Origin of the sequence: Sulfurimonas sp. (assembly GCF_029027405.1) — a bacterium.
Taxonomy (GTDB): Bacteria; Campylobacterota; Campylobacteria; order Campylobacterales; family Sulfurimonadaceae; genus Sulfurimonas.
In genome coordinates this window covers 2,535,854-2,554,037 of the sequence record NZ_CP093396.1, presented here as the reverse complement: position 1 = coordinate 2,554,037, position 18,184 = coordinate 2,535,854, and the positions used below count along the sequence as shown (strand labels likewise).

Annotated in this window: 33 protein-coding genes; 28 read left to right on the top strand and 5 right to left on the bottom strand. The window is 33.7% G+C overall.

Annotated elements, in window-relative coordinates:
- Positions 1-14 precede the first annotated feature (14 nt).
- The gene (locus MOV42_RS12520; protein WP_324171511.1) at positions 15-662 is read right to left on the bottom strand and encodes an MqnA/MqnD/SBP family protein; all 648 of its coding nucleotides are present in this window, start codon (positions 660-662) and stop codon (positions 15-17) included.
- A gap of 70 nt (positions 663-732) precedes the next feature.
- On the opposite strand from MOV42_RS12520, the gene MOV42_RS12515 reads away from it, so the two are divergent.
- Genes MOV42_RS12515 through MOV42_RS12500 form a run of 4 tightly spaced genes read left to right on the top strand, consistent with a single transcriptional unit; the run spans position 733 to position 3,155 of the window.
- Positions 733-954: a MoaD/ThiS family protein gene (locus MOV42_RS12515; RefSeq protein ID WP_324171510.1), complete on the top strand. Its 222-nt coding sequence runs from the start codon at positions 733-735 to the stop codon at positions 952-954.
- Positions 955-957: 3 nt separating this feature from the next.
- The gene (locus tag MOV42_RS12510; protein ID WP_324171509.1) at positions 958-1,395 is read left to right on the top strand and encodes a molybdopterin synthase catalytic subunit; all 438 of its coding nucleotides are present in this window, start codon (positions 958-960) and stop codon (positions 1,393-1,395) included.
- Positions 1,392-2,603 carry a molybdopterin molybdotransferase MoeA gene (locus MOV42_RS12505; protein WP_324171508.1) on the top strand — a complete coding sequence of 404 codons (1,212 nt, stop codon included), beginning with the start codon at positions 1,392-1,394 and terminating at the stop codon, positions 2,601-2,603. The genes MOV42_RS12510 and MOV42_RS12505 overlap by 4 nt, the downstream gene beginning before the upstream one ends.
- The gene (locus tag MOV42_RS12500) at positions 2,604-3,155 is read left to right on the top strand and encodes a hypothetical protein (protein ID WP_324171507.1); all 552 of its coding nucleotides are present in this window, start codon (positions 2,604-2,606) and stop codon (positions 3,153-3,155) included.
- Here MOV42_RS12500 and MOV42_RS12495 read toward each other — a convergent pair.
- Both MOV42_RS12495 and MOV42_RS12490 read right to left on the bottom strand, forming a co-directional pair.
- Complete coding sequence (locus tag MOV42_RS12495; protein ID WP_324171506.1) at positions 3,152-3,697, bottom strand: ribonuclease HII; 546 nt, start codon at positions 3,695-3,697, stop codon at positions 3,152-3,154. The two genes, MOV42_RS12500 and MOV42_RS12495, sit on opposite strands and share 4 nt — an antisense overlap.
- Positions 3,698-4,762 (bottom strand): ATP-binding protein, encoded by a 1,065-nt coding sequence (locus MOV42_RS12490; protein WP_324171505.1) that lies wholly within the window; start codon positions 4,760-4,762, stop codon positions 3,698-3,700.
- A gap of 156 nt (positions 4,763-4,918) precedes the next feature.
- Here MOV42_RS12490 and rpsJ point away from each other — a divergent pair, with 156 nt between their 5' ends.
- The 23 genes from rpsJ to infA all read left to right on the top strand — a co-directional run bounded on the left by rpsJ (position 4,919) and on the right by infA (position 15,571).
- Positions 4,919-5,230, top strand: a complete 312-nt coding sequence (gene rpsJ, locus MOV42_RS12485; RefSeq protein ID WP_321777359.1) for a 30S ribosomal protein S10 — start codon at positions 4,919-4,921, stop codon at positions 5,228-5,230.
- 9 nt (positions 5,231-5,239) lie between these two features.
- Positions 5,240-5,815 (top strand): 50S ribosomal protein L3, encoded by a 576-nt coding sequence (gene rplC / locus MOV42_RS12480; protein WP_324171504.1) that lies wholly within the window; start codon positions 5,240-5,242, stop codon positions 5,813-5,815.
- Complete coding sequence (gene rplD / locus MOV42_RS12475; protein ID WP_324171503.1) at positions 5,815-6,429, top strand: 50S ribosomal protein L4; 615 nt, start codon at positions 5,815-5,817, stop codon at positions 6,427-6,429. The genes rplC and rplD overlap by 1 nt, the downstream gene beginning before the upstream one ends.
- Positions 6,429-6,710 (top strand): 50S ribosomal protein L23, encoded by a 282-nt coding sequence (locus MOV42_RS12470; RefSeq protein ID WP_324171502.1) that lies wholly within the window; start codon positions 6,429-6,431, stop codon positions 6,708-6,710. The genes rplD and MOV42_RS12470 overlap by 1 nt, the downstream gene beginning before the upstream one ends.
- Before the next feature lies 1 nt (position 6,711).
- A complete protein-coding gene (gene rplB, locus MOV42_RS12465; RefSeq protein WP_324171501.1) occupies positions 6,712-7,557 on the top strand; it encodes a 50S ribosomal protein L2 in 846 nt (281 codons plus the stop codon).
- A gap of 1 nt (position 7,558) precedes the next feature.
- On the top strand, positions 7,559-7,834 hold the full coding sequence (rpsS, locus tag MOV42_RS12460; RefSeq protein ID WP_321777364.1) for a 30S ribosomal protein S19: 276 nt from the start codon (positions 7,559-7,561) through the stop codon (positions 7,832-7,834).
- Between the two features lie 2 nt (positions 7,835-7,836).
- Positions 7,837-8,154 carry a 50S ribosomal protein L22 gene (rplV, locus tag MOV42_RS12455; RefSeq protein WP_324171500.1) on the top strand — a complete coding sequence of 106 codons (318 nt, stop codon included), beginning with the start codon at positions 7,837-7,839 and terminating at the stop codon, positions 8,152-8,154.
- 1 nt (position 8,155) lies between these two features.
- Complete coding sequence (rpsC, locus tag MOV42_RS12450) at positions 8,156-8,863, top strand: 30S ribosomal protein S3 (protein ID WP_324171499.1); 708 nt, start codon at positions 8,156-8,158, stop codon at positions 8,861-8,863.
- A gap of 2 nt (positions 8,864-8,865) precedes the next feature.
- Complete coding sequence (rplP, locus tag MOV42_RS12445; RefSeq protein ID WP_324171498.1) at positions 8,866-9,291, top strand: 50S ribosomal protein L16; 426 nt, start codon at positions 8,866-8,868, stop codon at positions 9,289-9,291.
- Positions 9,278-9,466: a 50S ribosomal protein L29 gene (rpmC, locus tag MOV42_RS12440; protein WP_324171497.1), complete on the top strand. Its 189-nt coding sequence runs from the start codon at positions 9,278-9,280 to the stop codon at positions 9,464-9,466. The genes rplP and rpmC overlap by 14 nt, the downstream gene beginning before the upstream one ends.
- A gap of 10 nt (positions 9,467-9,476) precedes the next feature.
- A complete protein-coding gene (gene rpsQ / locus MOV42_RS12435) occupies positions 9,477-9,725 on the top strand; it encodes a 30S ribosomal protein S17 (RefSeq protein WP_324171496.1) in 249 nt (82 codons plus the stop codon).
- A complete protein-coding gene (gene rplN / locus MOV42_RS12430) occupies positions 9,725-10,093 on the top strand; it encodes a 50S ribosomal protein L14 (RefSeq protein ID WP_324171495.1) in 369 nt (122 codons plus the stop codon). The genes rpsQ and rplN overlap by 1 nt, the downstream gene beginning before the upstream one ends.
- Complete coding sequence (gene rplX, locus MOV42_RS12425) at positions 10,093-10,323, top strand: 50S ribosomal protein L24 (RefSeq protein WP_324171494.1); 231 nt, start codon at positions 10,093-10,095, stop codon at positions 10,321-10,323. The genes rplN and rplX overlap by 1 nt, the downstream gene beginning before the upstream one ends.
- Before the next feature lie 3 nt (positions 10,324-10,326).
- Positions 10,327-10,872, top strand: a complete 546-nt coding sequence (gene rplE, locus MOV42_RS12420; protein ID WP_324171493.1) for a 50S ribosomal protein L5 — start codon at positions 10,327-10,329, stop codon at positions 10,870-10,872.
- Entirely contained in the window at positions 10,872-11,057 is a 186-nt protein-coding gene (locus tag MOV42_RS12415; protein ID WP_297682872.1) for a type Z 30S ribosomal protein S14, read from the top strand. Before rplE ends, MOV42_RS12415 begins: the two co-directional genes overlap by 1 nt.
- A 78-nt stretch (positions 11,058-11,135) precedes the next feature.
- Positions 11,136-11,531 (top strand): 30S ribosomal protein S8, encoded by a 396-nt coding sequence (rpsH, locus tag MOV42_RS12410; protein WP_324171492.1) that lies wholly within the window; start codon positions 11,136-11,138, stop codon positions 11,529-11,531.
- Between the two features lie 9 nt (positions 11,532-11,540).
- On the top strand, positions 11,541-12,077 hold the full coding sequence (gene rplF, locus MOV42_RS12405) for a 50S ribosomal protein L6 (protein WP_324171491.1): 537 nt from the start codon (positions 11,541-11,543) through the stop codon (positions 12,075-12,077).
- Positions 12,078-12,093: 16 nt separating this feature from the next.
- Complete coding sequence (gene rplR, locus MOV42_RS12400) at positions 12,094-12,450, top strand: 50S ribosomal protein L18 (protein WP_324171490.1); 357 nt, start codon at positions 12,094-12,096, stop codon at positions 12,448-12,450.
- Between the two features lie 10 nt (positions 12,451-12,460).
- Positions 12,461-12,901: a 30S ribosomal protein S5 gene (gene rpsE / locus MOV42_RS12395; RefSeq protein ID WP_324171489.1), complete on the top strand. Its 441-nt coding sequence runs from the start codon at positions 12,461-12,463 to the stop codon at positions 12,899-12,901.
- Positions 12,902-12,904: 3 nt separating this feature from the next.
- Complete coding sequence (gene rplO, locus MOV42_RS12390; protein WP_324171488.1) at positions 12,905-13,303, top strand: 50S ribosomal protein L15; 399 nt, start codon at positions 12,905-12,907, stop codon at positions 13,301-13,303.
- A 2-nt stretch (positions 13,304-13,305) separates the two neighbouring features.
- The gene (gene secY, locus MOV42_RS12385; RefSeq protein WP_324171487.1) at positions 13,306-14,568 is read left to right on the top strand and encodes a preprotein translocase subunit SecY; all 1,263 of its coding nucleotides are present in this window, start codon (positions 13,306-13,308) and stop codon (positions 14,566-14,568) included.
- Positions 14,569-14,571: 3 nt separating this feature from the next.
- A complete protein-coding gene (gene map, locus MOV42_RS12380) occupies positions 14,572-15,330 on the top strand; it encodes a type I methionyl aminopeptidase (protein ID WP_324171486.1) in 759 nt (252 codons plus the stop codon).
- Between the two features lie 22 nt (positions 15,331-15,352).
- Entirely contained in the window at positions 15,353-15,571 is a 219-nt protein-coding gene (gene infA / locus MOV42_RS12375; protein ID WP_321777380.1) for a translation initiation factor IF-1, read from the top strand.
- Between the two features lie 40 nt (positions 15,572-15,611).
- Here infA and MOV42_RS12370 read toward each other — a convergent pair whose 3' ends face one another.
- Together MOV42_RS12370 and MOV42_RS12365 are read right to left on the bottom strand one after the other, a co-directional pair.
- On the bottom strand, positions 15,612-16,487 hold the full coding sequence (locus MOV42_RS12370) for a sulfurtransferase (protein WP_324171485.1): 876 nt from the start codon (positions 16,485-16,487) through the stop codon (positions 15,612-15,614).
- 8 nt (positions 16,488-16,495) lie between these two features.
- Positions 16,496-16,789, bottom strand: coding sequence for a chorismate mutase (locus MOV42_RS12365; protein ID WP_324171484.1), 294 nt, complete (start codon positions 16,787-16,789; stop codon positions 16,496-16,498).
- 200 nt (positions 16,790-16,989) lie between these two features.
- Here MOV42_RS12365 and MOV42_RS12360 point away from each other — a divergent pair, with 200 nt between their 5' ends.
- Positions 16,990-18,183 carry a YbfB/YjiJ family MFS transporter gene (locus MOV42_RS12360; RefSeq protein ID WP_324171483.1) on the top strand — a complete coding sequence of 398 codons (1,194 nt, stop codon included), beginning with the start codon at positions 16,990-16,992 and terminating at the stop codon, positions 18,181-18,183.
- Position 18,184 lies beyond the last annotated feature (1 nt).

The following is an 18,184-nucleotide window of genomic DNA, read 5'->3' as shown; positions in this document are numbered from 1 at the left end:
TATCTAAACAATATTTAATAGGAACTTTTTTTATAAAAAAGTGAAAGACCTTTTTTTGCTTTAAAATCCAAGTCATACGAAATGTATGAAAGATAGTTAAGTATATTTTCTTTTGAAATACCTGTTCTTATAGATGCTGATTTTAAAAGATATTGTGGGATTTTTATTTTTTGTTTTAAGAATTGTGCTTCAATATTTTTATATAAACGCTTATCTTTGTGATAGCAAAGTAGAGCAAAAACAAATGGTAGTTTGTATCTAGAATTCCACTGAGATGCTAAGTCTATATAAGGTTTTTTATCGAGGTAATGCTTAAGAGCTTTATCACCTATTAGAACTTTACCTTTGATATCTAAAATTTTTGCAAGTACATTAGAACTAGCTGACTCTATATCGGCTTCATTTTTTACATTTGGGACAACTAAGACACTAAGAACTTCTTTTTTTGCGATTATTCCCAAGTTTACGTGGTTATGATTTTTTGCACTTATGCTAGAGATAAAAGCAGCATCTACTCTATGAGATAAAAATTCTTTGTTTATCTTTGCAGGAACTCCTCTTTTATAATGCATACTCATACTTTGCTGATTGCTTTTCGTAAAGCGTTTCATAAACACATGAAAAGGTAAAAGATTTAAATATTCTATTTTTCCAAAAACCATGCGAAATTATACACCCCTTAGCTTATTTTGATATAATCACTTAAAATAAATAGATATTGGGGAGTCATTCTTGGTAAGAGTTGAATTTTTAGGACCGATACAAAAAGAACCTTTAGAGTTAGATATTACAAATTTAAATGAATTAGCAAATATACTTCAAGATGATGCACAGATGAAAGAGTGGTTAGAGACTTCTGCGGTTGCAGTAAATGATACACTTGTAAGCACAAGAGATTTTGTTTTAAAAGATGGAGATAGAGTAGCACTTCTTCCTCCCGTTTGTGGAGGCTAATAGATGCTGAATCTTTATGATGGCTCTTTAGATGTACCAACAATTTTAAAGGATTGGTATGAGCAAGAAGTAACAAGTAATTATGGGGCTTATATACCTTTTGTTGGAACTGTTAGAAGTGAAGATGAAATAGAGGGACTTAGTTTTGATATATACGAGCCTATTTTACAAAAATGGTTTAATTCTTGGCAAAAAAAAGCAAAAGTAAAAGGTGCGATTATAAAAATGGCTCACTCTCGTGGAGATGTAATGCTTCATGAATCATCTTATATAGCAGCAGTTTTTTCTCCAAAAAGAAGAGTTGCCTTAGAGTTTATAGATGAATTTGTAGAAGACTTTAAAGCATCTGCTCCTATTTGGAAATATGATTTAAAAGATGGGCAACGCATCTATGCCAAAGATAGATCAACAGCTATAAAAGGGAGTGGCATTTTAAAATGAAATTATTATCGTATGAAACAAGTCAAACAATGTTGGATTTATTGGATGTTGGAAATTTAAGAACTCAAAATTTACCTCTTAGCTCTTCTCTAGGGCGTATTTTAGCTGAGGATATAGTAGCAGAGTTTCACGATCCTCAATTTCCAACAGCATCTATGGATGGTTATGCACTTAAGCATGAAGATTTAGATGAAGATAGCATCTTGATTCTTGGAGATAATCCAGCAGGACATAATGAAACTAGAATAGTAAATAGTGGCGAATGTATTAAAACTTTTACAGGTTCAAAAATGCCAGAAGGAACAGATACACTTATACAAATAGAAAATGTAAGTGTGAATGATGGAAAAATCATCATTGATGAAAAGGTTTCTTTTGCCTCTTCTGTTCGTCCAATTGCTGAAGCTTACAGTAGCGGAGATATTCTTATACAAAAAGGTACAAAGATAGGCTTTGCTGAGATAGGTGTTATGGCTGGTTTAAACTGTGTAATGGTAAAAGTTGCATTAAAACCAAGAGTTGCAGTTATCTCAACAGGTAGTGAAATTTTAGACCTTGGAGAGCAAAGTGATAATCCTGCACAAATAAGAAGCTCAAACAATTATACACTTTGTGCTTTGTTTGAACAAGCTGGAGCAGATTCTATTCAACTTGGTGTTGCCCCTGATGATAAAGACTCAATTATGCAAACATTTGAAAATGCTCTTAGCTCGGCTGATATTCTTATAAGTACAGGTGGAGTAAGTGTTGGAGATTATGATTTTGTAAAAGATATTATTCCGCGTCTTGGAGCGGAGATTGTTTACAAAGGTGTAGCGATAAAACCAGGTAAACATATTATAGTGGCACAGAGAAATGGAAAGTTTATTTTAGCTCTTCCTGGATTTGCATATTCTTCAACAGTTACTTCTATACTTTATGGACTTCCTCTTGTTTCAAAAATGCTTGGAACTAAAGAAGCATATAAAAAGATAGAAGCAAAACTTAGTGAAGATTTTACAAAACGAAGTCGTCTTAGCGAGTTTAGTGCTTGTAATGTTGAACTTATAGATGGAGAGTACTTCGTAAACTTTAAAGATAAAAAAGTTGGAAGCTCCGCAATACTTACAAATCTTTTAAACTCTAGTGCTTTAATGATTACAAGTCAAGATGATGGGGACCTTGAAAAAGGTACTTTCGTAAGTGTTATTTTATTGGAGAGTTTTTAAATGAAAGCATATAGTATTAGTCCGAAAAATAAAGAAGCAAAAGAGATAGATATAGAAATACAGGCAAATACTGTTTATAGTTTTTTTAATTCTATCTCTATTGATGATTTTTCTATTATCGATAAGCATACTATATATAGTGATTCAGATGCTATCTCAAATGAAAAAGAGCCTTTCTTTTTAGGAGAGCAACTTATAATTGGAGATGCCCTTGTTCTTGGTCAGAAGGATTCTTTTGATAATGAAATAACGATACCAAAAAATGAACTAGAAACACTTATAAACTATGATGTACCATCTTTTTACATTAGTGCCTTAAAATTACTAAAACATAGTAATATTAACCTATACAGAGTCTTTGAAGTTACAAAAGAGCAAGAAGATATAAAACTTAATAGCGAATGGGTTTTATATGTATTTAACATTGCAGATGAAAAAACCAAAGAGTACTTTTTAGGTGAGCTTAAAAAAGCTATAGATGCTAAAGTAAACATAACTGAACACATGCAAAAAATGGCTATACTAGCTCTTAATGCAGGAGCTGTTGCTTAAAACAGAGTCCCTTGCAATGCTTTTAGCTTGTAGCTTCTTCTGTGTATTTCACAATATCCATATTTTTTTATCATCTCAACATGAAGTTTAGTTCCATAACCTTTATGTTTTTCAAAATGATACTGGGGATATTTTAAAGCTTCTTTTAAAATATCTCTATCATGTGTAACTTTTGCAAGTATAGATGCTGCACTAACCTCTGCAACTTTTCCATCTGCTTTTACCATCGTAGTTAAGCCATCAACTCCAAAAGTTGTATTGCCATCAAATAGATACTCATCACACTTTAAATTTTGCATAATTTCTCTAAGTCCAGATGCTAAACACTTTGAGATGCCATCAGCATCTATTGCTTGTGCAGAAAACTTTACTATATGGTAGCTAGATGCTTTGATGATTAACTCAAAAAGAGATTCTCTTTTTTTTTCAGTCAATTTTTTAGAATCATTCAATCCATCTACGGGAGAGTTTAAGATACAACCCGCCATAACTAAATCACCAGCAATAGGTCCACGACCTGCCTCATCGATGCCACATAGCATTTAATCTCCTAATACCCAGATATCAAATGGTAGCATCTCAACCTTTGAAAAAGGGTGACTTACACTTCCTTCTGTATTCATTGTTACTGCGGTTACTTTTTTTATGCCATAAGAAAATATAAAAGCTTCGATGGCTTCCATCTTTTTAAACAAAGCTCTCTCATCTGTAAAAGGCATTCCTAAAATCACTTCATCACTTGAAGGAAGATAAAAATCTATGCCATCTTCATAAAAGGATTTAACTCCTGACTTTAGTAATTCTAAATAAATCATATTTTCAAAGAGTCTTCCAAAGTGTTTATCAAGACTAAGAGCAGATTTTAAAGAGATGTCACAAAGGTATACTTTTTTTGTAGCTTTTGGATGGTTCGCTTTTTCTAAAAGATGTATATAGTTTTTTTTATGCAGAGTATCAAAAGATTTATATAGTTTGTCTTTTGATATCTTTCTACTTTGTTTTAAGCGTTCATATATAGAAAATGGAGATAGTTTTTGAGCCATCATTTTTGCACAAAATACAAGTATATCAAACTCCATCGCATCTAAAGAAAGCTTGAGTATCTTTTGTATATGAAGGTTTCTCTCATCATTGTGGAGTTTATGCATTGACGGAAAGCCTCCAAGTTGAAAGAAATGATTTAGTGCTGTTGAGTCGTATTTATGCTCATATGCCAAAAATTCTTCATAGTCAAGAGGATAAAGTGTTATAGTTTGAAGAAAATCTAGTTTTAGATGAGTTTCACAACAAATAATCAACTGAGTAACATTAACAATTTTTATTTCTGTTTTGTAGTTATTTAAGACTAAAATATCTATTTTATTTAGATTGCAAAATCTAGCAAGTTCTGCATTTAAATCATCTATATCTATTCTTATATCATTACAATCTATATATAAGTAGGAGTTTTTTTTAAGTCCTAAGAGATAATTTTTAACTAAATTACTCTTTCCACATTGAGAAATTCCATTAATTTGATAACTTTTATTTTCAATAAATGCTTTTCTAAAATGAAATTTTTCTAAATGAATATCAGTTTTATATAATTCTTGAAGTAGATTTTGCATAAGACAATTTTATCATTTCCTTCCTTAAAGGAAGTAAATTTCAATAAATTATAGTTTTTGCCCCTAATATACTTGAATATAAGAACTTATTTTGGTAAAATTCCGCTCCCTTAAAATAGTTAGGCAAGACCTAACGAGTTCTTTAGAAGGAAAAACATGGAAAAAATTCGTTTAAAATTGAAAGCATACGATCATCGTGTATTAGATAGATCAGTAGCATCAATAGTTGAGGCTGTAAAGCGTACAGGTGCCCAAATTCGTGGTCCAATCCCTTTACCAACAAAGATTCGTAAATATACTGTTCTTAAATCTCCGCATGTTAACAAAAAAGCGCGTGAGCAATTTGAAATTCGTATTCACGCTAGAGTTATAGATATTGTTTCTGCTACACCAGAAACTGTTGATTCTCTAATGAAGCTTGATCTTGCACCTGAAGTGGACGTTGAAGTTCGCTCTATGGATAAGTAGGAGTAGGTTATGGAATATATTGTTGAAAAAATCGGTATGAGCCGTACAATCACAGTACCAAGTCAAGCTGTTACTCTATTAAGAGTCTTAGAGTCTAAAGTATGTGAAGTTAATGAAGGTATCGCTATTGTTTCTTACAACAGTGGTAAAAAAATGAATAAAACAATTGAAGGTCAGCAAAAGAAATATAACCTTTCATCTGAGTTTAACCGTTTTGCTACTCTAGAAGTTGCAAACACTGAAGCTGGAGATTTAGATTTAACTCCTTTAGCAGATGCTAAAGTTTTAAGATCTACTTTTACAACTAAAGGTCGCGGTTTTGCTGGAGTAATGAAACGCTGGAATTTCGGTGGTGGTCCTGCATCTCACGGTCATAGAATGGGTCGTAGAACAGGTTCTATTGGTAATGCAGAGTGGCCAGGTCGTGTAATGAAAGGTAAGAAAATGCCAGGACATTACGGAAATGTACAAAATAGTGTAAAAAATGAAATCGTATCTTTTGATGCTGAAAACAATATCATTGCGGTATCTGGTTCAGTTTCTGGAGCTAATGGTTCATTAGGTCGTGTAAAGGTAGCTAAATAATGAGCGCAATTATTTTAAATGATAAAATGGAAAAAGCATCTGAGTTAGCACTACCAGAGAGTTTTTCTGGTATTAACCCACATAACTTATATCTATATGTTAAGTCTGCTCAAGCTGCACAGCGTGCAAATACAGCAACTACTAAAGGTAGAAGTGAAGTAAGTGGTGGTGGTAAAAAACCATGGGCTCAAAAAGGTGGCGGTCGCGCTCGTGCTGGTTCACGTCGTTCTCCAATCTTTGTGGGTGGTGGTAAAGCATTTGGTTCTAAAAACAATCGTAATTATGACCTTAAAGTTAATAGAAAGCAAAAGAAACTTGCTCTTAACTTTGCTCTTAACGAGCATGCACTTCGCGGTAGTCTTTTCATCGTTGATAGCATTGAGATAGCATCTGGTAAAACTAAAGATGCTGCGTCTTTGTTTAAAGCACTAAATCAAAGAGATGTACTAATAGTTAAATCTCTTTTAGATGAAAAAACTTTTTTAGCGTTTGAGAATCTTTCAAGTACTTATGTAATTGAATCAAATGAATTAAATGCTTATTTAGCTGCTAATTATCGTTCATTAGTGATCGAAAAAGCGGTATGGGAAAATCTTGTAGGTGAGGCTAAATAATGGCAGATATTACAGATATTAGATCTATACTATATACAGAAAAGACACTTGGACTTCAAGAAGATAATGTAATCGTTGTACAAACATCTCCTAGAATGACTAAAAGTGGTCTTAAAGAGGTTTTTCGTGAGTATTTTGGAATTGTTCCAATAAAAATTAACTCACTTAATCAAAACGGAAAAGTTAAAAAATTCCGTGGTGTTGCTGGTAAACAAAATGACTTTAAAAAGTTTTATGTTAAGTTACCAGAGGGTGCACAAATAGAAAGTTTGGCGGTATAAGATGGCAATTAAAACTTATAGACCAATAACTCCATCGCGTCGTTTTTACACAAATGTTGATAGTAGTGATATTACTGCTAAAGCAAGTGTTCGTTCATTATTAAAGAAACTTCCTGCTCATGCTGGTCGTAATTCTAATGGTCGTATTACATCTCGTCACCGTCAAGCTGGTGCTAAAAAACTTTACCGTATCATTGATTTCAAAAGAAATAAATTTGATATTCCTGCAACTGTAAGTGCTATTGAGTATGATCCGTACAGAAACTGTCGAATCGCTCTTGTTACTTATGCTGATGGTGAGAAGAAATATATTCTTCAACCAAAAGGTTTAGTTGTTGGTGATATTATCTCTTCTTCTGAAGATGGCTTAGATGTTAAATCTGGTAATACAATGAAGTTGAAAAATATACCTGTTGGTACATTGATTCACAATATTGAGCTTAAAACTGGTAAGGGCGGACAAATGTGTCGTGCTGCTGGAACTTCTGCTCAAATTATGGGTCGTGATGGCAAGTATGTTTCTCTTCGTATGCCTTCATCTGAAATGCGTTTAGTATTAGGCGAATGTCTAGCTACTATTGGTTCAGTTGGTAACGAAGAGTTTGGTAACATTGTTATCGCAAAAGCTGGTCGTCAAAGACATTTAGGAATTCGTCCTCAAACTCGTGGTTCTGCAATGAACCCAATTGATCACCCACATGGTGGTGGTGAAGGTAAAACGAACTCAGGTCGTCATCCAGTTACTCCATGGGGTAAACCAACGAAGGGTGCTAAAACTCGTCGTAAGAAAGCTAGTGATAAATTAATTATTACTCGCCGTAAACCAAATGCTAAAAGGGTAGGTTAATATGGCTCGTTCAGTAAAAAAAGGTCCATTCATTGATGATCATTTAATGAAAAAAGTTCTTAAAGCTAAGGCTGAAGGGAACAAAAAACCTATAAAAACATGGTCAAGAAGATCTATGATTAGCCCAGATATGGTTGGACTAACTATGAATGTTCATAACGGACGCCAATTTATTCCTGTATTTATTTCAGAGAATCACATTGGATATAAACTTGGTGAATTTGCACCAACTCGTACATTTAAGGGCCATAAGGGCTCTGTTCAGAAGAAGGTGTAATCATGGCTAGAGCATTATTAAAGTTTATCCGTGTTTCGCCAATTAAATCTCGTCTTATCGCAAGAGAGATTCAAGGTATGAATGCTGAAGAGGCTTTAGCAGCTTTAGAATTCACACCAAACAAAGCAGCTAAAATTATTTCTAAGGTTCTTGCATCTGCAGTAGCTAATAGTGGTATGGAAGCTGAAGATTGTACTGTAACATCATGTCGTGTTGATAACGGTCCTGTTCTTAAGCGTTTTCGCCCAAGAGCACGCGGTATGGCATCGGGAATCCGTAAGCCAACTGCACATATCTTAGTAGAAGTGGAGGGTAAATAATATGGGTCATAAAGTCAATCCTATTGGTTTACGTCTTGGTATCAATCGCAATTGGGAGAGCCGTTGGTTCCCTAATTTTAAAACTGCAGCAGCAGCTTTAGGTGAAGATTACAAGATTCGTACATATTTGAAGAAAGAGCTATACTATGCTGGTGTTGCTAACATCATTATAGAAAGAACAATTAAAAGACTTCGTGTGACTATAGTTGCAGCTCGTCCTGGTATCATTATTGGTAAAAAGGGTGCAGACATTGAGAAGTTAAAAACTAATCTTCAAAAGCTTATTGGTAAAGCAGTATCTGTTAATATTAAAGAAGAGAAAAAAGCTCAAACATCAGCACAATTAGTTGCTGAAAATGTAGCAACTCAGCTTGAGCGTCGTGTAGCATTTAGAAGAGCTATGAAGAAAGTTATGCAAGGTGCACAGCGTTCTGGTGCTAAAGGTATTAAAGTAGCAGTTGCTGGTCGTCTTGGTGGAGCTGAAATGGCTCGTACTGAGTGGTATTTAGAGGGACGCGTTCCACTTCATACTTTACGTGCAAAAATTGATTATGGTTTTGCTGAAGCTCATACTACATACGGTATTATCGGTGTTAAAGTATGGATATTCAAAGGGGAAGTTCTTACTAAAGGCGTTCCTATTGAAGTAGCAGAAGAGAAAAAAGAGCGTCCTCGTAAGAGAGCTCCTAGACGTGAAAAGGCTGAATAGTTATGTTGATGCCAAAAAGAACAAAATACCGTAAGGTAATGAAAGGTCGTAACCGTGGTTACGCTCGTTCAGGTTATAAATTAGCGTTTGGTGACATCGCTTTTAAAGCTGTAGAAGCTGGTCGTATCAACTCTCGTCAGATTGAAGCTGCGCGTATTTCTGCAACTCGTCACATAAAAAGAAATGGTAAGATTTGGATTCGTGTATTCCCTGCTAAACCATTAACTGCTAAGCCTCTTGAAACTCGTATGGGTAAAGGTAAAGGTGCAGTTGATCAATGGGTAATGAATATTAAACCAGGTCGTATCATTTTTGAAATGGCTGGTATTCCAGAAGATATTGCTCGTGAAGCATTAACTCTTGCTATGCACAAGTTACCATTCAAAACAAAAATAATTACTGCGGAGATGAGCAATGAAATATTCTGATTTAGCAGATAAAACAGTAGCTGAGCTAAATGCAATGCTAAAAGAAAAGAAAACAGAATTGTTTACTTTAAAAATCAAACAAAAGATGATGCAATTAAATAACACTAGCGAACTTCGTATTGCTAAAAAAGATATTGCTAAAATCAACACTGCTATTACAGCAGTGCCAAACTAGGGGCTTAGCAATGACACATAAACGTGAAATTCAAGGTAAAGTAGTTAAAATTGCAGGCGACAAAACAGTAAGTATTGTTGTTGAACGTCGAGTAATGCATCCTCGTTACCATAAAGTTGTAAAACGATTCAAAAAGTACTTAGTACATGATGAGCGTAATGAAGTAAAAGTTGGTGATGAGATTATCGCAAGAGAATGTCGTCCACTTTCTAAGACTAAATCTTTTAGACTTCAAACAGTAGTATCAGGAGCTAAATAATGATCCAAGGTTTTACTCGTTTGGTTGTAGCTGATAATACAGGTGCAAAAGAGATTATGTGTATTAAGGTACTTGGCGGTTCTAAGCGTCGTTATGCAACAATAGGTGATGTTATCGTTGCTTCTGTTAAAAAAGCGACTCCAACTGCAAAAGTTAAAAAAGGTAAAGTTGTAAAAGCTGTTATCGTTAGAACTGCTAAAGAGATTCACCGTGAAAATGGTTCTCTTATTCGTTTTGATGATAATGCAGCTGTTATACTTGATGACAAGAGAGAGCCAATCGGTACTCGTATTTTTGGACCTGTTGGTCGTGAAGTTCGTTATGCTGGATTTATGAAAATTGTATCTCTTGCACCGGAGGTTGTTTAATGGCAAAGTTTAATTTCAAAAAAGGCGATACAGTAGAAATTATCGCTGGTGATGATAGAGGGACTAAAGCTACTATACTTGAAGTATTACCAAAGAAAAATAAGGTAATAGTTGAAGGTTGTAAAGTAGCTAAGAAAGCTATCAAACCTACTGAAGAAAATACTAAAGGCGGACATATCAATAAAGAGATGCCAATAGATATTTCAAATGTTCGTAAAGTGGAGGCATAATAGATGGCTCGTTTAAAAGAAAAATATTTAGGTTTAAAATCTGAATTACAAGCTGATTTAGGGATCAAAAACCCTATGCAAACACCAAAAGTAGATAAAATAATTATCTCTGTTGGTGCTGGTTTTGCAATGAAAGATAATAAACTTATTAAAAACATTGAAGATACAATTACTACAATTGCTGGTCAAAAAGCAACAACAGTAATAGCTAAAAAATCAGTTGCTGGTTTTAAAGTTCGTGAAGGTATGCCAGTTGGTATTCGTGTTACACTTCGTGGTGAAAATATGTATAACTTTTTAGATCGCTTGGTTTCTATTGCACTTCCTCGTGTAAAAGATTTCCGTGGTGTTCCAAGAAATGGTTTTGATGGTCGTGGTAATTATAACTTCGGTCTTGACGAACAATTAATTTTCCCAGAAATTAGCTACGATTCAATCATGCAAATTCATGGTATGAATATCACAGTTGTTACAACTGCTGATTCAGATAAGGCAGGATTAGCTCTTTTAGAGAAAATGGGTATGCCTTTTACAAAAGTGAGTAACTAATGGCTAAAAAATCAATGATTGCTAAAGCAGCAAGAACTCCAAAGTTCAAAGTTCGTGGTTATACAAGATGTCAGATTTGTGGTCGTCCACACTCTGTCCTTCGTGACTTTGGAATCTGTCGTGTTTGCTTTAGAAAAATGGCAAATGAGGGATTAATCCCAGGTGTTAGAAAGTCTTCTTGGTAGGCATTGCCTCCAAGTAGAAACTTCTAATAATTAGCAATCACTTATAAAATAGTGGTTTGCAAACAAAGGAAATAATTAATGATTAATGATTTAATTTCTGATGCGTTAACTCGTGTTCGTAATGCTGGTATGAGAAAATTACCAGTTACAACTTTAGTTCATTCTAAGAGTGTTGAAGCTGTAGCAAATATTTTAGTTGATAAAGGTTATGTTGAAAGTTGTAATGTTATTGAAAATGGCGTTAAAAAAACTATTAAAGTTGTACTTAAGTATAATGAAGAAGGTAACACTGTAATCAATGAAATGAAAAGAGTTTCTAAACCTGGTAGACGCGTTTACAAAGGTAAAGAAGATATCAAAAGATTCAAAAATGGTTACGGAACTATTATTGTTAGTACATCACACGGCGTTCTACCAAATGACAAAGCTTATGAGCTTGGCATTGGTGGTGAAGTTTTGTGTACGATTTGGTAGGGAGATAAAATGTCAAGAATTGGTAAAAAACCGGTAGAATTTGCAGCTGATATTAAAGTTAGTTCAAATGGGGATATTTTAACTTTTGCTAAAGGCAAAAAAAGTGTAGATTTAGATACAAAAGGAAATGTTGACTTCGCAATTGATGGTAATATTTTAACTTTTTCAGCTAAGTCACAAGAGAAAGCTCATAGAGCTTTTTGGGGAACATACAGAGCATTATCTCAAAATATTGTTGTTGGTTTAACTACTGGTTATACTAAACAACTAGAGATTAATGGTGTTGGTTATAGAGCTGCTGTTAAAGGTAAAGTTCTGAATCTTCAACTTGGACATTCTCATGACATTAACTTTGATTTAGTTGATGGTTTAGAAGCTAGTGTTGAGAAAAATGTTATAACTCTTAAGAGTCATGACAAACAACTTTTAGGTTCAGCCGCTGCAAAAATAAGAAGTTTCCGTCCACCAGAGCCGTATAAAGGTAAAGGTGTTAAATACATGGAAGAACATATCGTGCGTAAAGCCGGTAAAACTGCTAAGAAGTAAGGGAGGATATTAAAAAATGAATGCAAAAGTATTAAAAAATAAAGTAGCTAATCGTTTAAAGCGTAAGCGTCGTATTCGTGCAAAAATATCTGGTTGTGCTTCACTTCCTCGTGTTTCTGTATTTAGATCAAACCGTTATATAAGCGTACAAGCTATAGATGATGTTACTGCAACAACTTTGTGTGGACTAAACTCGAAAGAAACGGGTCATAAAGCAAATAAAGAAGGTGCTGCTGCATTTGGAGCTGCATTTGCTGCTGCTTTAAATGAAGCTAAGATTTCTGAAGTTGTATTTGATCGTAATGGTTACCAATATCACGGCGTAATTGCTGAATTTGGTGATGCACTTCGTGCAAACGAAATTAAGTTCTAGAGGGGATATGATGGAAATTAATAGAGAAGATTTTGAAGAATCAATCGTAAATATCGGTCGTGTTACTAAAGTTGTTAAAGGTGGTAGAAGATTTCGTTTTACTGCACTTATCGTTGTTGGTAACAAAAATGGTACTGTTGGTTATGGTATGGGTAAAGCGAAGGAAGTTCCAGATGCTATCCGTAAAGCTGTAGATAATGCTTTTAAAAACTTAACTACTGTAAGTATCAAAGGTACAACAATAGCACATGATATTGAGCATAAATACAATGCAAGTCGTATCTTGTTAAAACCAGCATCTGAAGGTACGGGTGTTATTGCAGGTGGAGCAGCTCGTCCTGTTCTTGAGCTTGCAGGTATTCAAGATATACTTACAAAGTCAATTGGCTCAAACAATCCAGGAACACTTGTTCGTGCTACAGTTGAAGCATTAACTCGTATAAAAGGATAGAAAATGGGTATTGAAAACTTATTACCAGCAGAAGGTTCAACAAGTAACCGTAAAAGAGTTGGTCGTGGACAAGGTTCTGGAACTGGTAAGACTGCAGCTCGTGGTCAAAAAGGTCAGAAATCTCGTTCAGGTTACAAAAGAAAAAGAAACTTTGAAGGTGGACAAATGCAGCTTGCAAAGCGTCTTCCTAAAATTGGATTCTTTTCTCGTAATGTAAAGCCTTATGTTATTAATGTAGAAAAAATCAAAGCTGTTGCTGAGTTAGCTGAAATTACTATGGAATCTATCCGTGGTGTTCACAAGATGGGTGCTTCTGTTTCTAAAGTTAAATTAGTTGGTGCATCTGCTAAAGATTTAGCATCAAAAATTAAAGACGACAACGTTACTACAACAGGTAAATAGTTGTGAATAAAAATCTAGTAAATAAGATACTTATTACTGTCGGGTTTTTATTTATCTACCGCCTACTGGCTTATGTACCAGTGCCAGGCGTAGATACTGCTGTTATCGCTTCATTTTTCGACTCACATCAAGCTGACGCATTAGGTTTATTTAATATGTTTAGTGGAAATGCTGTTGAAAGAATGTCTATTATCGCTCTTGGAATTATGCCTTATATCACTGCTTCAATTATCATGGAACTTCTAGCTGCTACTTTTGCTCCTTTAGGTCAAATGAAAAAAGAGCGTGACGGAATGGTAAAATATATGCAAATTATTCGTTATGCGACTATTGTAATTACAATCATTCAAGCAATTGGTATTAGTGTTGGACTTCAAAGTTTAACTGGTCCAAATGGAAATAGTGCAATACTTGCTGACCATAATACATTTATAATCCTTTCTGCTGTCTCAATGTTAGCAGGAACTATGTTACTTATGTGGATTGGTGAGCAAATTACTCAGAGTGGTATCGGTAACGGTATCTCACTTATTATTTTCGCTGGTATAGTTTCTGCAATTCCATCTGCAATAGGTCAAACTATTACAATGGTGAATTCAGGTGCTATGAGTTTTTTAACTGTAATCGCAATTCTTGTACTTATCTTAGGAACAGTCGCTGTAATAATATATGTTGAACTTGGTGAGCGTCGTGTACCTATTACTTATGCTAAAAAAGTTATGATGCAAAATCAAAATAAAAGAGTTATGAATTACATTCCTATCAAAGTGAATTTAGCTGGTGTTATTCCAGTAATTTTTGCATCAGCGATTTTGATGTTTCCTATGACTGTTATGTCTAGTAGTACTAATCCAACTGTACAGATGATAGCTGACTATTTAAATCCAAATAGTTACTTTTTCAACTTTTTAACATTTGCTTTTGTTATTTTCTTTGCATTCTTTTATGCATCGATTACATTTAATGCAAAAGATATTGCAGATAATTTAAAAAGACAAGGTGGATTTATTCCAGGTATTCGTACCGGTAATGCAACATCAGAATTTTTAACAGAAACTGCTAGTAGATTGACTTTTACAGGTGCCTTATATCTTGGTCTTGTTGCAACTTTACCATTTATGATTATCAAAGGGATGGGTGTTCCTTTCTTCTTTGGTGGAACAGCAGTTTTAATTGTTGTTCAAGTTGCACTTGATACTATGAGAAAAATTGAAGCTCAAGTTTATATGAGCAAGTATGAAACACTAAGTGCGGTTGGTCTATAAATAATGGCCATAGCGCTAAGAAAGCCTTTAGAAATTGAAAAATTAAGAGCCGCTAACAAAATTGTTGGTGGAGCTTTAGAACTTTTAAGAGCAAATACTAAAGTAGGGGCTTCTTTAAAAGACTTAGATGCACAGGCAGAGGATTATATTCGAAGTCATGGTGCTAAACCTTCTTTTAAAGGTCTTTACGGCTTCCCAAATGCAGTCTGCACTTCCCTAAATCAAGTAATCATTCATGGTATTCCAACAGATTATAAACTCCAAGAGGGAGATATAATAGGTTACGACATTGGAACAGAACTTGATGGTTGGTTTGGTGATGCTGCTATAACTATGCCAGTTGGTAAAATTGACATACAAGATGAGAAATTGATAGCTTGTTCTAAAGATACTCTTTATCATGCCATTACTGAGATTAAAGTAGGTATGAGATTTAAAGAGTTATCTTTTTTAATAGAAGCGTTCATTAGAGGGCGAGGTTTTGTTCCTCTATATGATTTTTGTGGACATGGTATTGGTAAAAAGCCTCATGAGGCTCCAGAGATACCAAATTACCTTGAAGGTAAAAATCCAAAAGCTGGTCCAAAGATAAAAGATGGAATGGTTTTTTGTCTTGAACCGATGATTTGTCAAAAAGAATCTAAACCAATTATTTTAGAAAATAAGTGGGATGTTGTTAGTACCGATAATTTACGCGGTTCACACTACGAGCATACTGTTGCAGTTATCAACGGTAAAGCTGAAATATTATCTCTTGCTTAGAGTAGAGAAAAAGGACTTATAAATGGCTAAAGCTGACGTTATAGAAGTTGACGGCAAGATTATTGAAGCATTACCAAATGCAACTTTCCGTGTTGAGTTAGAAAATGGACATATAATTTTATGTCATATAGCAGGTAAAATGCGTATGCACTATATAAAAATATTACCAGGGGATACAGTTAAATTGGAACTAACTCCATATAGTCTTGATAAAGGGCGAATTACTTACCGTTATAAATAAAAAAAAGCCTTCTGGCATTTATGTCAGAGGCTTTTCTCTGTTACTCCCATTTAAATCTTGTCATAGGTAACTCAGGGTCATTAGCCCACTCTTGAATTGAGTTATAATAAATCTTAGTATTTTTAAATCCCATCTCTTTATATAAGATATACCATTCCATAGAAGCTGAAAAGATATCATCACTACACACTATAATATTATCAGTTTTTTTGAGTCCATAACCATCTATATAAATTTTTTTAAGTTCATCCATTTTTCTAAGAGTTGTATCTGCTAAAAACTTATGTAAATAAAAACTACTCTTTGCGTAAGAGATATGACCTGTTCTTTTAGTTTTATCTGAGCGTTTTATACCGTAATACAGTTCTGGAGATCTGGCATCTATGATAGTAGCAGACTTTAGGTTTTTGCTTAGGTATTTGTTTGTTGAGAGGATATTTTTATTTGTTTTGATTGTAAAATTTGTTTCTTTTACGCTACTTTCTTTTAGTGAAGATACAAGAAGTTCATTTTCAAAAACCCAAGATAGATAACCGCCATCTAAGATACTAATATTTTCAAAGCCTGCATAGATAAGTACAAAAGCAAGGTAACTAGAATTAAGAATACCTATTTGTGTGTTATGAGCATATATTATAACATTTGAATCGTAACTAATACCAAGATTTTTTATTTCATTTTCTAAAATTTCATTAGAGTTTAACTCAGAGTATAAACTATCTTCTTTTATAAAGTTAGAAATATTGGCGTTAATTGCACCTTTTATGTGAGCTGATTTATAAATACTATAATCAGCTACATCAATAATAATAGTTTTCTTATCGGTTAAAGAATTTTTCAATTGACTTGGACTTATAAAAGCAGTAGATGCTATTAGATTAAAAAAGCCTAAGATTAAGATTAAAATATATTTCATATTTTACTTTAAAATATTTGTTTATTTCTAAATTCTGATATTTCTGTTTCAACCATCTCATCAATCATAATTCTAAAGAGTTCTGAAACCATATTTGGAGATATATTTAACTCTATTGCTCTTTTACGAGCTTTTTGTAAGATAAAGTCTATGCGCTCATCAGCTTTTACTTCTTCAACACTATTTTTAAATGCTGCTGCTTGGCTTATTATATGAGTTCTTTCGGATATTAAATCTACAAGCTTATCATCAAGTTTGTCTATTTCAACTCTTACTTCTTCTAGTGTGTTGCATTTAACCATTTTAATTTCCTTTAATAAGTAATCTTATCCAAAATTATATTAGACTTTGTTAACACTTTAGTAACTATTTAAATATATAATGTATTTACGATTCTTCATGTATAGCCTTGACTTAACTCAAAGGCTATACTTACAAACTTTTATCGACGATACTTTCTATAAATTCGCTTAGTTTTAAGTGATTTTGTTATAATAACTGCATGAGAAAAATAAATATTAATTTACTAGATAGAAATGATAATGTAGCAATATTATTAGCTGGTATATTAGCTATTGTTGTTGGTGTAGGAGTGGCTAGATTTGCTTTTACATCACTACTCCCCCCAATGCTTGAAGAACACCTATCGCTATCTTATGCTGGAGTTTTAGCATCTGTAAATTTCATGGGTTATTTTAGTGGAGCACTCTTTTCTATAACTATTAGAGATATCATAACAAAAGAGAAATTTTTTAGAATTGGTATGTTTATTAGTATTTTAACTACTCTTATTTTAGCAACAACTACAAATGATACTGTTTGGTTAATCTCTAGAATAGTTGCAGGATTTGGTGCAGCTATGGTGCTGATAGTTGGTGGTGCTTTGGTTATGGTAAAACTAGACTATGAAGATAAAACAAAAGCTATGGGTATTTACTTTAGTGGCATCGGTGTTGCTATTGTATTTTGTGAATTAGTTAGTCAGTTCGTGCTTAAAGAAGGAACATTCTCAGATGCTTGGATGACTTTAACAATTATTGCTTTTTTTATTTCTATATACGCTATATATATTTTATCGTTTGATGAATCCCTAAAGCAAGATGCTCAAAAACATAAACTTTCAAAATCAATCTTTTCTCCTTTCGTAATTCTTCTTATATTAGCATACTTTACAGAGGGTGTTGGTTTTGTCGTTCAAGGAACTTTTTTACCAGATATTATAAACTCCTTAGAGGGTTTAAATGGTTATGGAAATTTAGGATGGCTTATAGTTGGTATAGCAGGTATTCCATCTTCTATTCTTTGGATGAGGTTAGCACATAAACATGGAAGTGTAAATATAATTATCCTTGCAATGGCTTTGCAAATCATAGGTATTTTAATCCCGACTTTCACTTCAAATATGTATATGAACCTGTTTAGTGGTGCTTTATATGGAGGTACTTTTGTTGGATTAGTCGCTTTATTTATGCATCTAGGTGGAAAACTAGCTGAGAAAAATCCAGTTGTTTTGATGGGTTCTATGACAGCGGCTTATGGCATCGGTCAAATAAGCGCACCATTATATAGTGTTGCTTTGATAGAGAAATTTGGAAACTACAACACAACGCTGTATCTAACAGCGTCAATAGTTTTTATGGGCATACTCTTCTTACTTATTGCAAAAAGAGTAGAGCATCTACATATTAAGAGTTAAT

Excerpts from the sequence above, each read along its gene's own strand:
- rpsQ (WP_324171496.1), top strand. The coding sequence starts at position 9,477 with ATGACACATAAACGTGAAATTCAAGGTAAAGTAGTTAAAATTGCAGGC.
- rpsH (WP_324171492.1), top strand. The coding sequence starts at position 11,136 with ATGATTAATGATTTAATTTCTGATGCGTTAACTCGTGTTCGTAATGCT.
- rplB (WP_324171501.1), top strand. The coding sequence starts at position 6,712 with ATGGCAATTAAAACTTATAGACCAATAACTCCATCGCGTCGTTTTTAC.
- MOV42_RS12500 (WP_324171507.1), top strand. The coding sequence starts at position 2,604 with ATGAAAGCATATAGTATTAGTCCGAAAAATAAAGAAGCAAAAGAGATA.
- MOV42_RS12510 (WP_324171509.1), top strand. The coding sequence starts at position 958 with ATGCTGAATCTTTATGATGGCTCTTTAGATGTACCAACAATTTTAAAG.
- MOV42_RS12415 (WP_297682872.1), top strand. The coding sequence starts at position 10,872 with ATGGCTAAAAAATCAATGATTGCTAAAGCAGCAAGAACTCCAAAGTTC.
- rpsJ (WP_321777359.1), top strand. The coding sequence starts at position 4,919 with ATGGAAAAAATTCGTTTAAAATTGAAAGCATACGATCATCGTGTATTA.
- MOV42_RS12365 (WP_324171484.1), bottom strand. The coding sequence starts at position 16,789 with ATGGTTAAATGCAACACACTAGAAGAAGTAAGAGTTGAAATAGACAAA.
- MOV42_RS12495 (WP_324171506.1), bottom strand. The coding sequence starts at position 3,697 with ATGCTATGTGGCATCGATGAGGCAGGTCGTGGACCTATTGCTGGTGAT.
- MOV42_RS12505 (WP_324171508.1), top strand. The coding sequence starts at position 1,392 with ATGAAATTATTATCGTATGAAACAAGTCAAACAATGTTGGATTTATTG.
- rplD (WP_324171503.1), top strand. The coding sequence starts at position 5,815 with ATGAGCGCAATTATTTTAAATGATAAAATGGAAAAAGCATCTGAGTTA.
- rplV (WP_324171500.1), top strand. The coding sequence starts at position 7,837 with ATGGCTAGAGCATTATTAAAGTTTATCCGTGTTTCGCCAATTAAATCT.
- rplF (WP_324171491.1), top strand. The coding sequence starts at position 11,541 with ATGTCAAGAATTGGTAAAAAACCGGTAGAATTTGCAGCTGATATTAAA.
- MOV42_RS12520 (WP_324171511.1), bottom strand. The coding sequence starts at position 662 with ATGGTTTTTGGAAAAATAGAATATTTAAATCTTTTACCTTTTCATGTG.
- rpsC (WP_324171499.1), top strand. The coding sequence starts at position 8,156 with ATGGGTCATAAAGTCAATCCTATTGGTTTACGTCTTGGTATCAATCGC.
- rplP (WP_324171498.1), top strand. The coding sequence starts at position 8,866 with ATGTTGATGCCAAAAAGAACAAAATACCGTAAGGTAATGAAAGGTCGT.
- infA (WP_321777380.1), top strand. The coding sequence starts at position 15,353 with ATGGCTAAAGCTGACGTTATAGAAGTTGACGGCAAGATTATTGAAGCA.
- MOV42_RS12470 (WP_324171502.1), top strand. The coding sequence starts at position 6,429 with ATGGCAGATATTACAGATATTAGATCTATACTATATACAGAAAAGACA.
- map (WP_324171486.1), top strand. The coding sequence starts at position 14,572 with ATGGCCATAGCGCTAAGAAAGCCTTTAGAAATTGAAAAATTAAGAGCC.
- MOV42_RS12370 (WP_324171485.1), bottom strand. The coding sequence starts at position 16,487 with ATGAAATATATTTTAATCTTAATCTTAGGCTTTTTTAATCTAATAGCA.
- rpmC (WP_324171497.1), top strand. The coding sequence starts at position 9,278 with ATGAAATATTCTGATTTAGCAGATAAAACAGTAGCTGAGCTAAATGCA.
- MOV42_RS12490 (WP_324171505.1), bottom strand. The coding sequence starts at position 4,762 with ATGCAAAATCTACTTCAAGAATTATATAAAACTGATATTCATTTAGAA.
- rpsE (WP_324171489.1), top strand. The coding sequence starts at position 12,461 with ATGGAAATTAATAGAGAAGATTTTGAAGAATCAATCGTAAATATCGGT.
- rplC (WP_324171504.1), top strand. The coding sequence starts at position 5,240 with ATGGAATATATTGTTGAAAAAATCGGTATGAGCCGTACAATCACAGTA.
- rplX (WP_324171494.1), top strand. The coding sequence starts at position 10,093 with ATGGCAAAGTTTAATTTCAAAAAAGGCGATACAGTAGAAATTATCGCT.
- rplE (WP_324171493.1), top strand. The coding sequence starts at position 10,327 with ATGGCTCGTTTAAAAGAAAAATATTTAGGTTTAAAATCTGAATTACAA.
- MOV42_RS12360 (WP_324171483.1), top strand. The coding sequence starts at position 16,990 with ATGAGAAAAATAAATATTAATTTACTAGATAGAAATGATAATGTAGCA.
- rplR (WP_324171490.1), top strand. The coding sequence starts at position 12,094 with ATGAATGCAAAAGTATTAAAAAATAAAGTAGCTAATCGTTTAAAGCGT.
- rpsS (WP_321777364.1), top strand. The coding sequence starts at position 7,559 with ATGGCTCGTTCAGTAAAAAAAGGTCCATTCATTGATGATCATTTAATG.
- rplN (WP_324171495.1), top strand. The coding sequence starts at position 9,725 with ATGATCCAAGGTTTTACTCGTTTGGTTGTAGCTGATAATACAGGTGCA.
- rplO (WP_324171488.1), top strand. The coding sequence starts at position 12,905 with ATGGGTATTGAAAACTTATTACCAGCAGAAGGTTCAACAAGTAACCGT.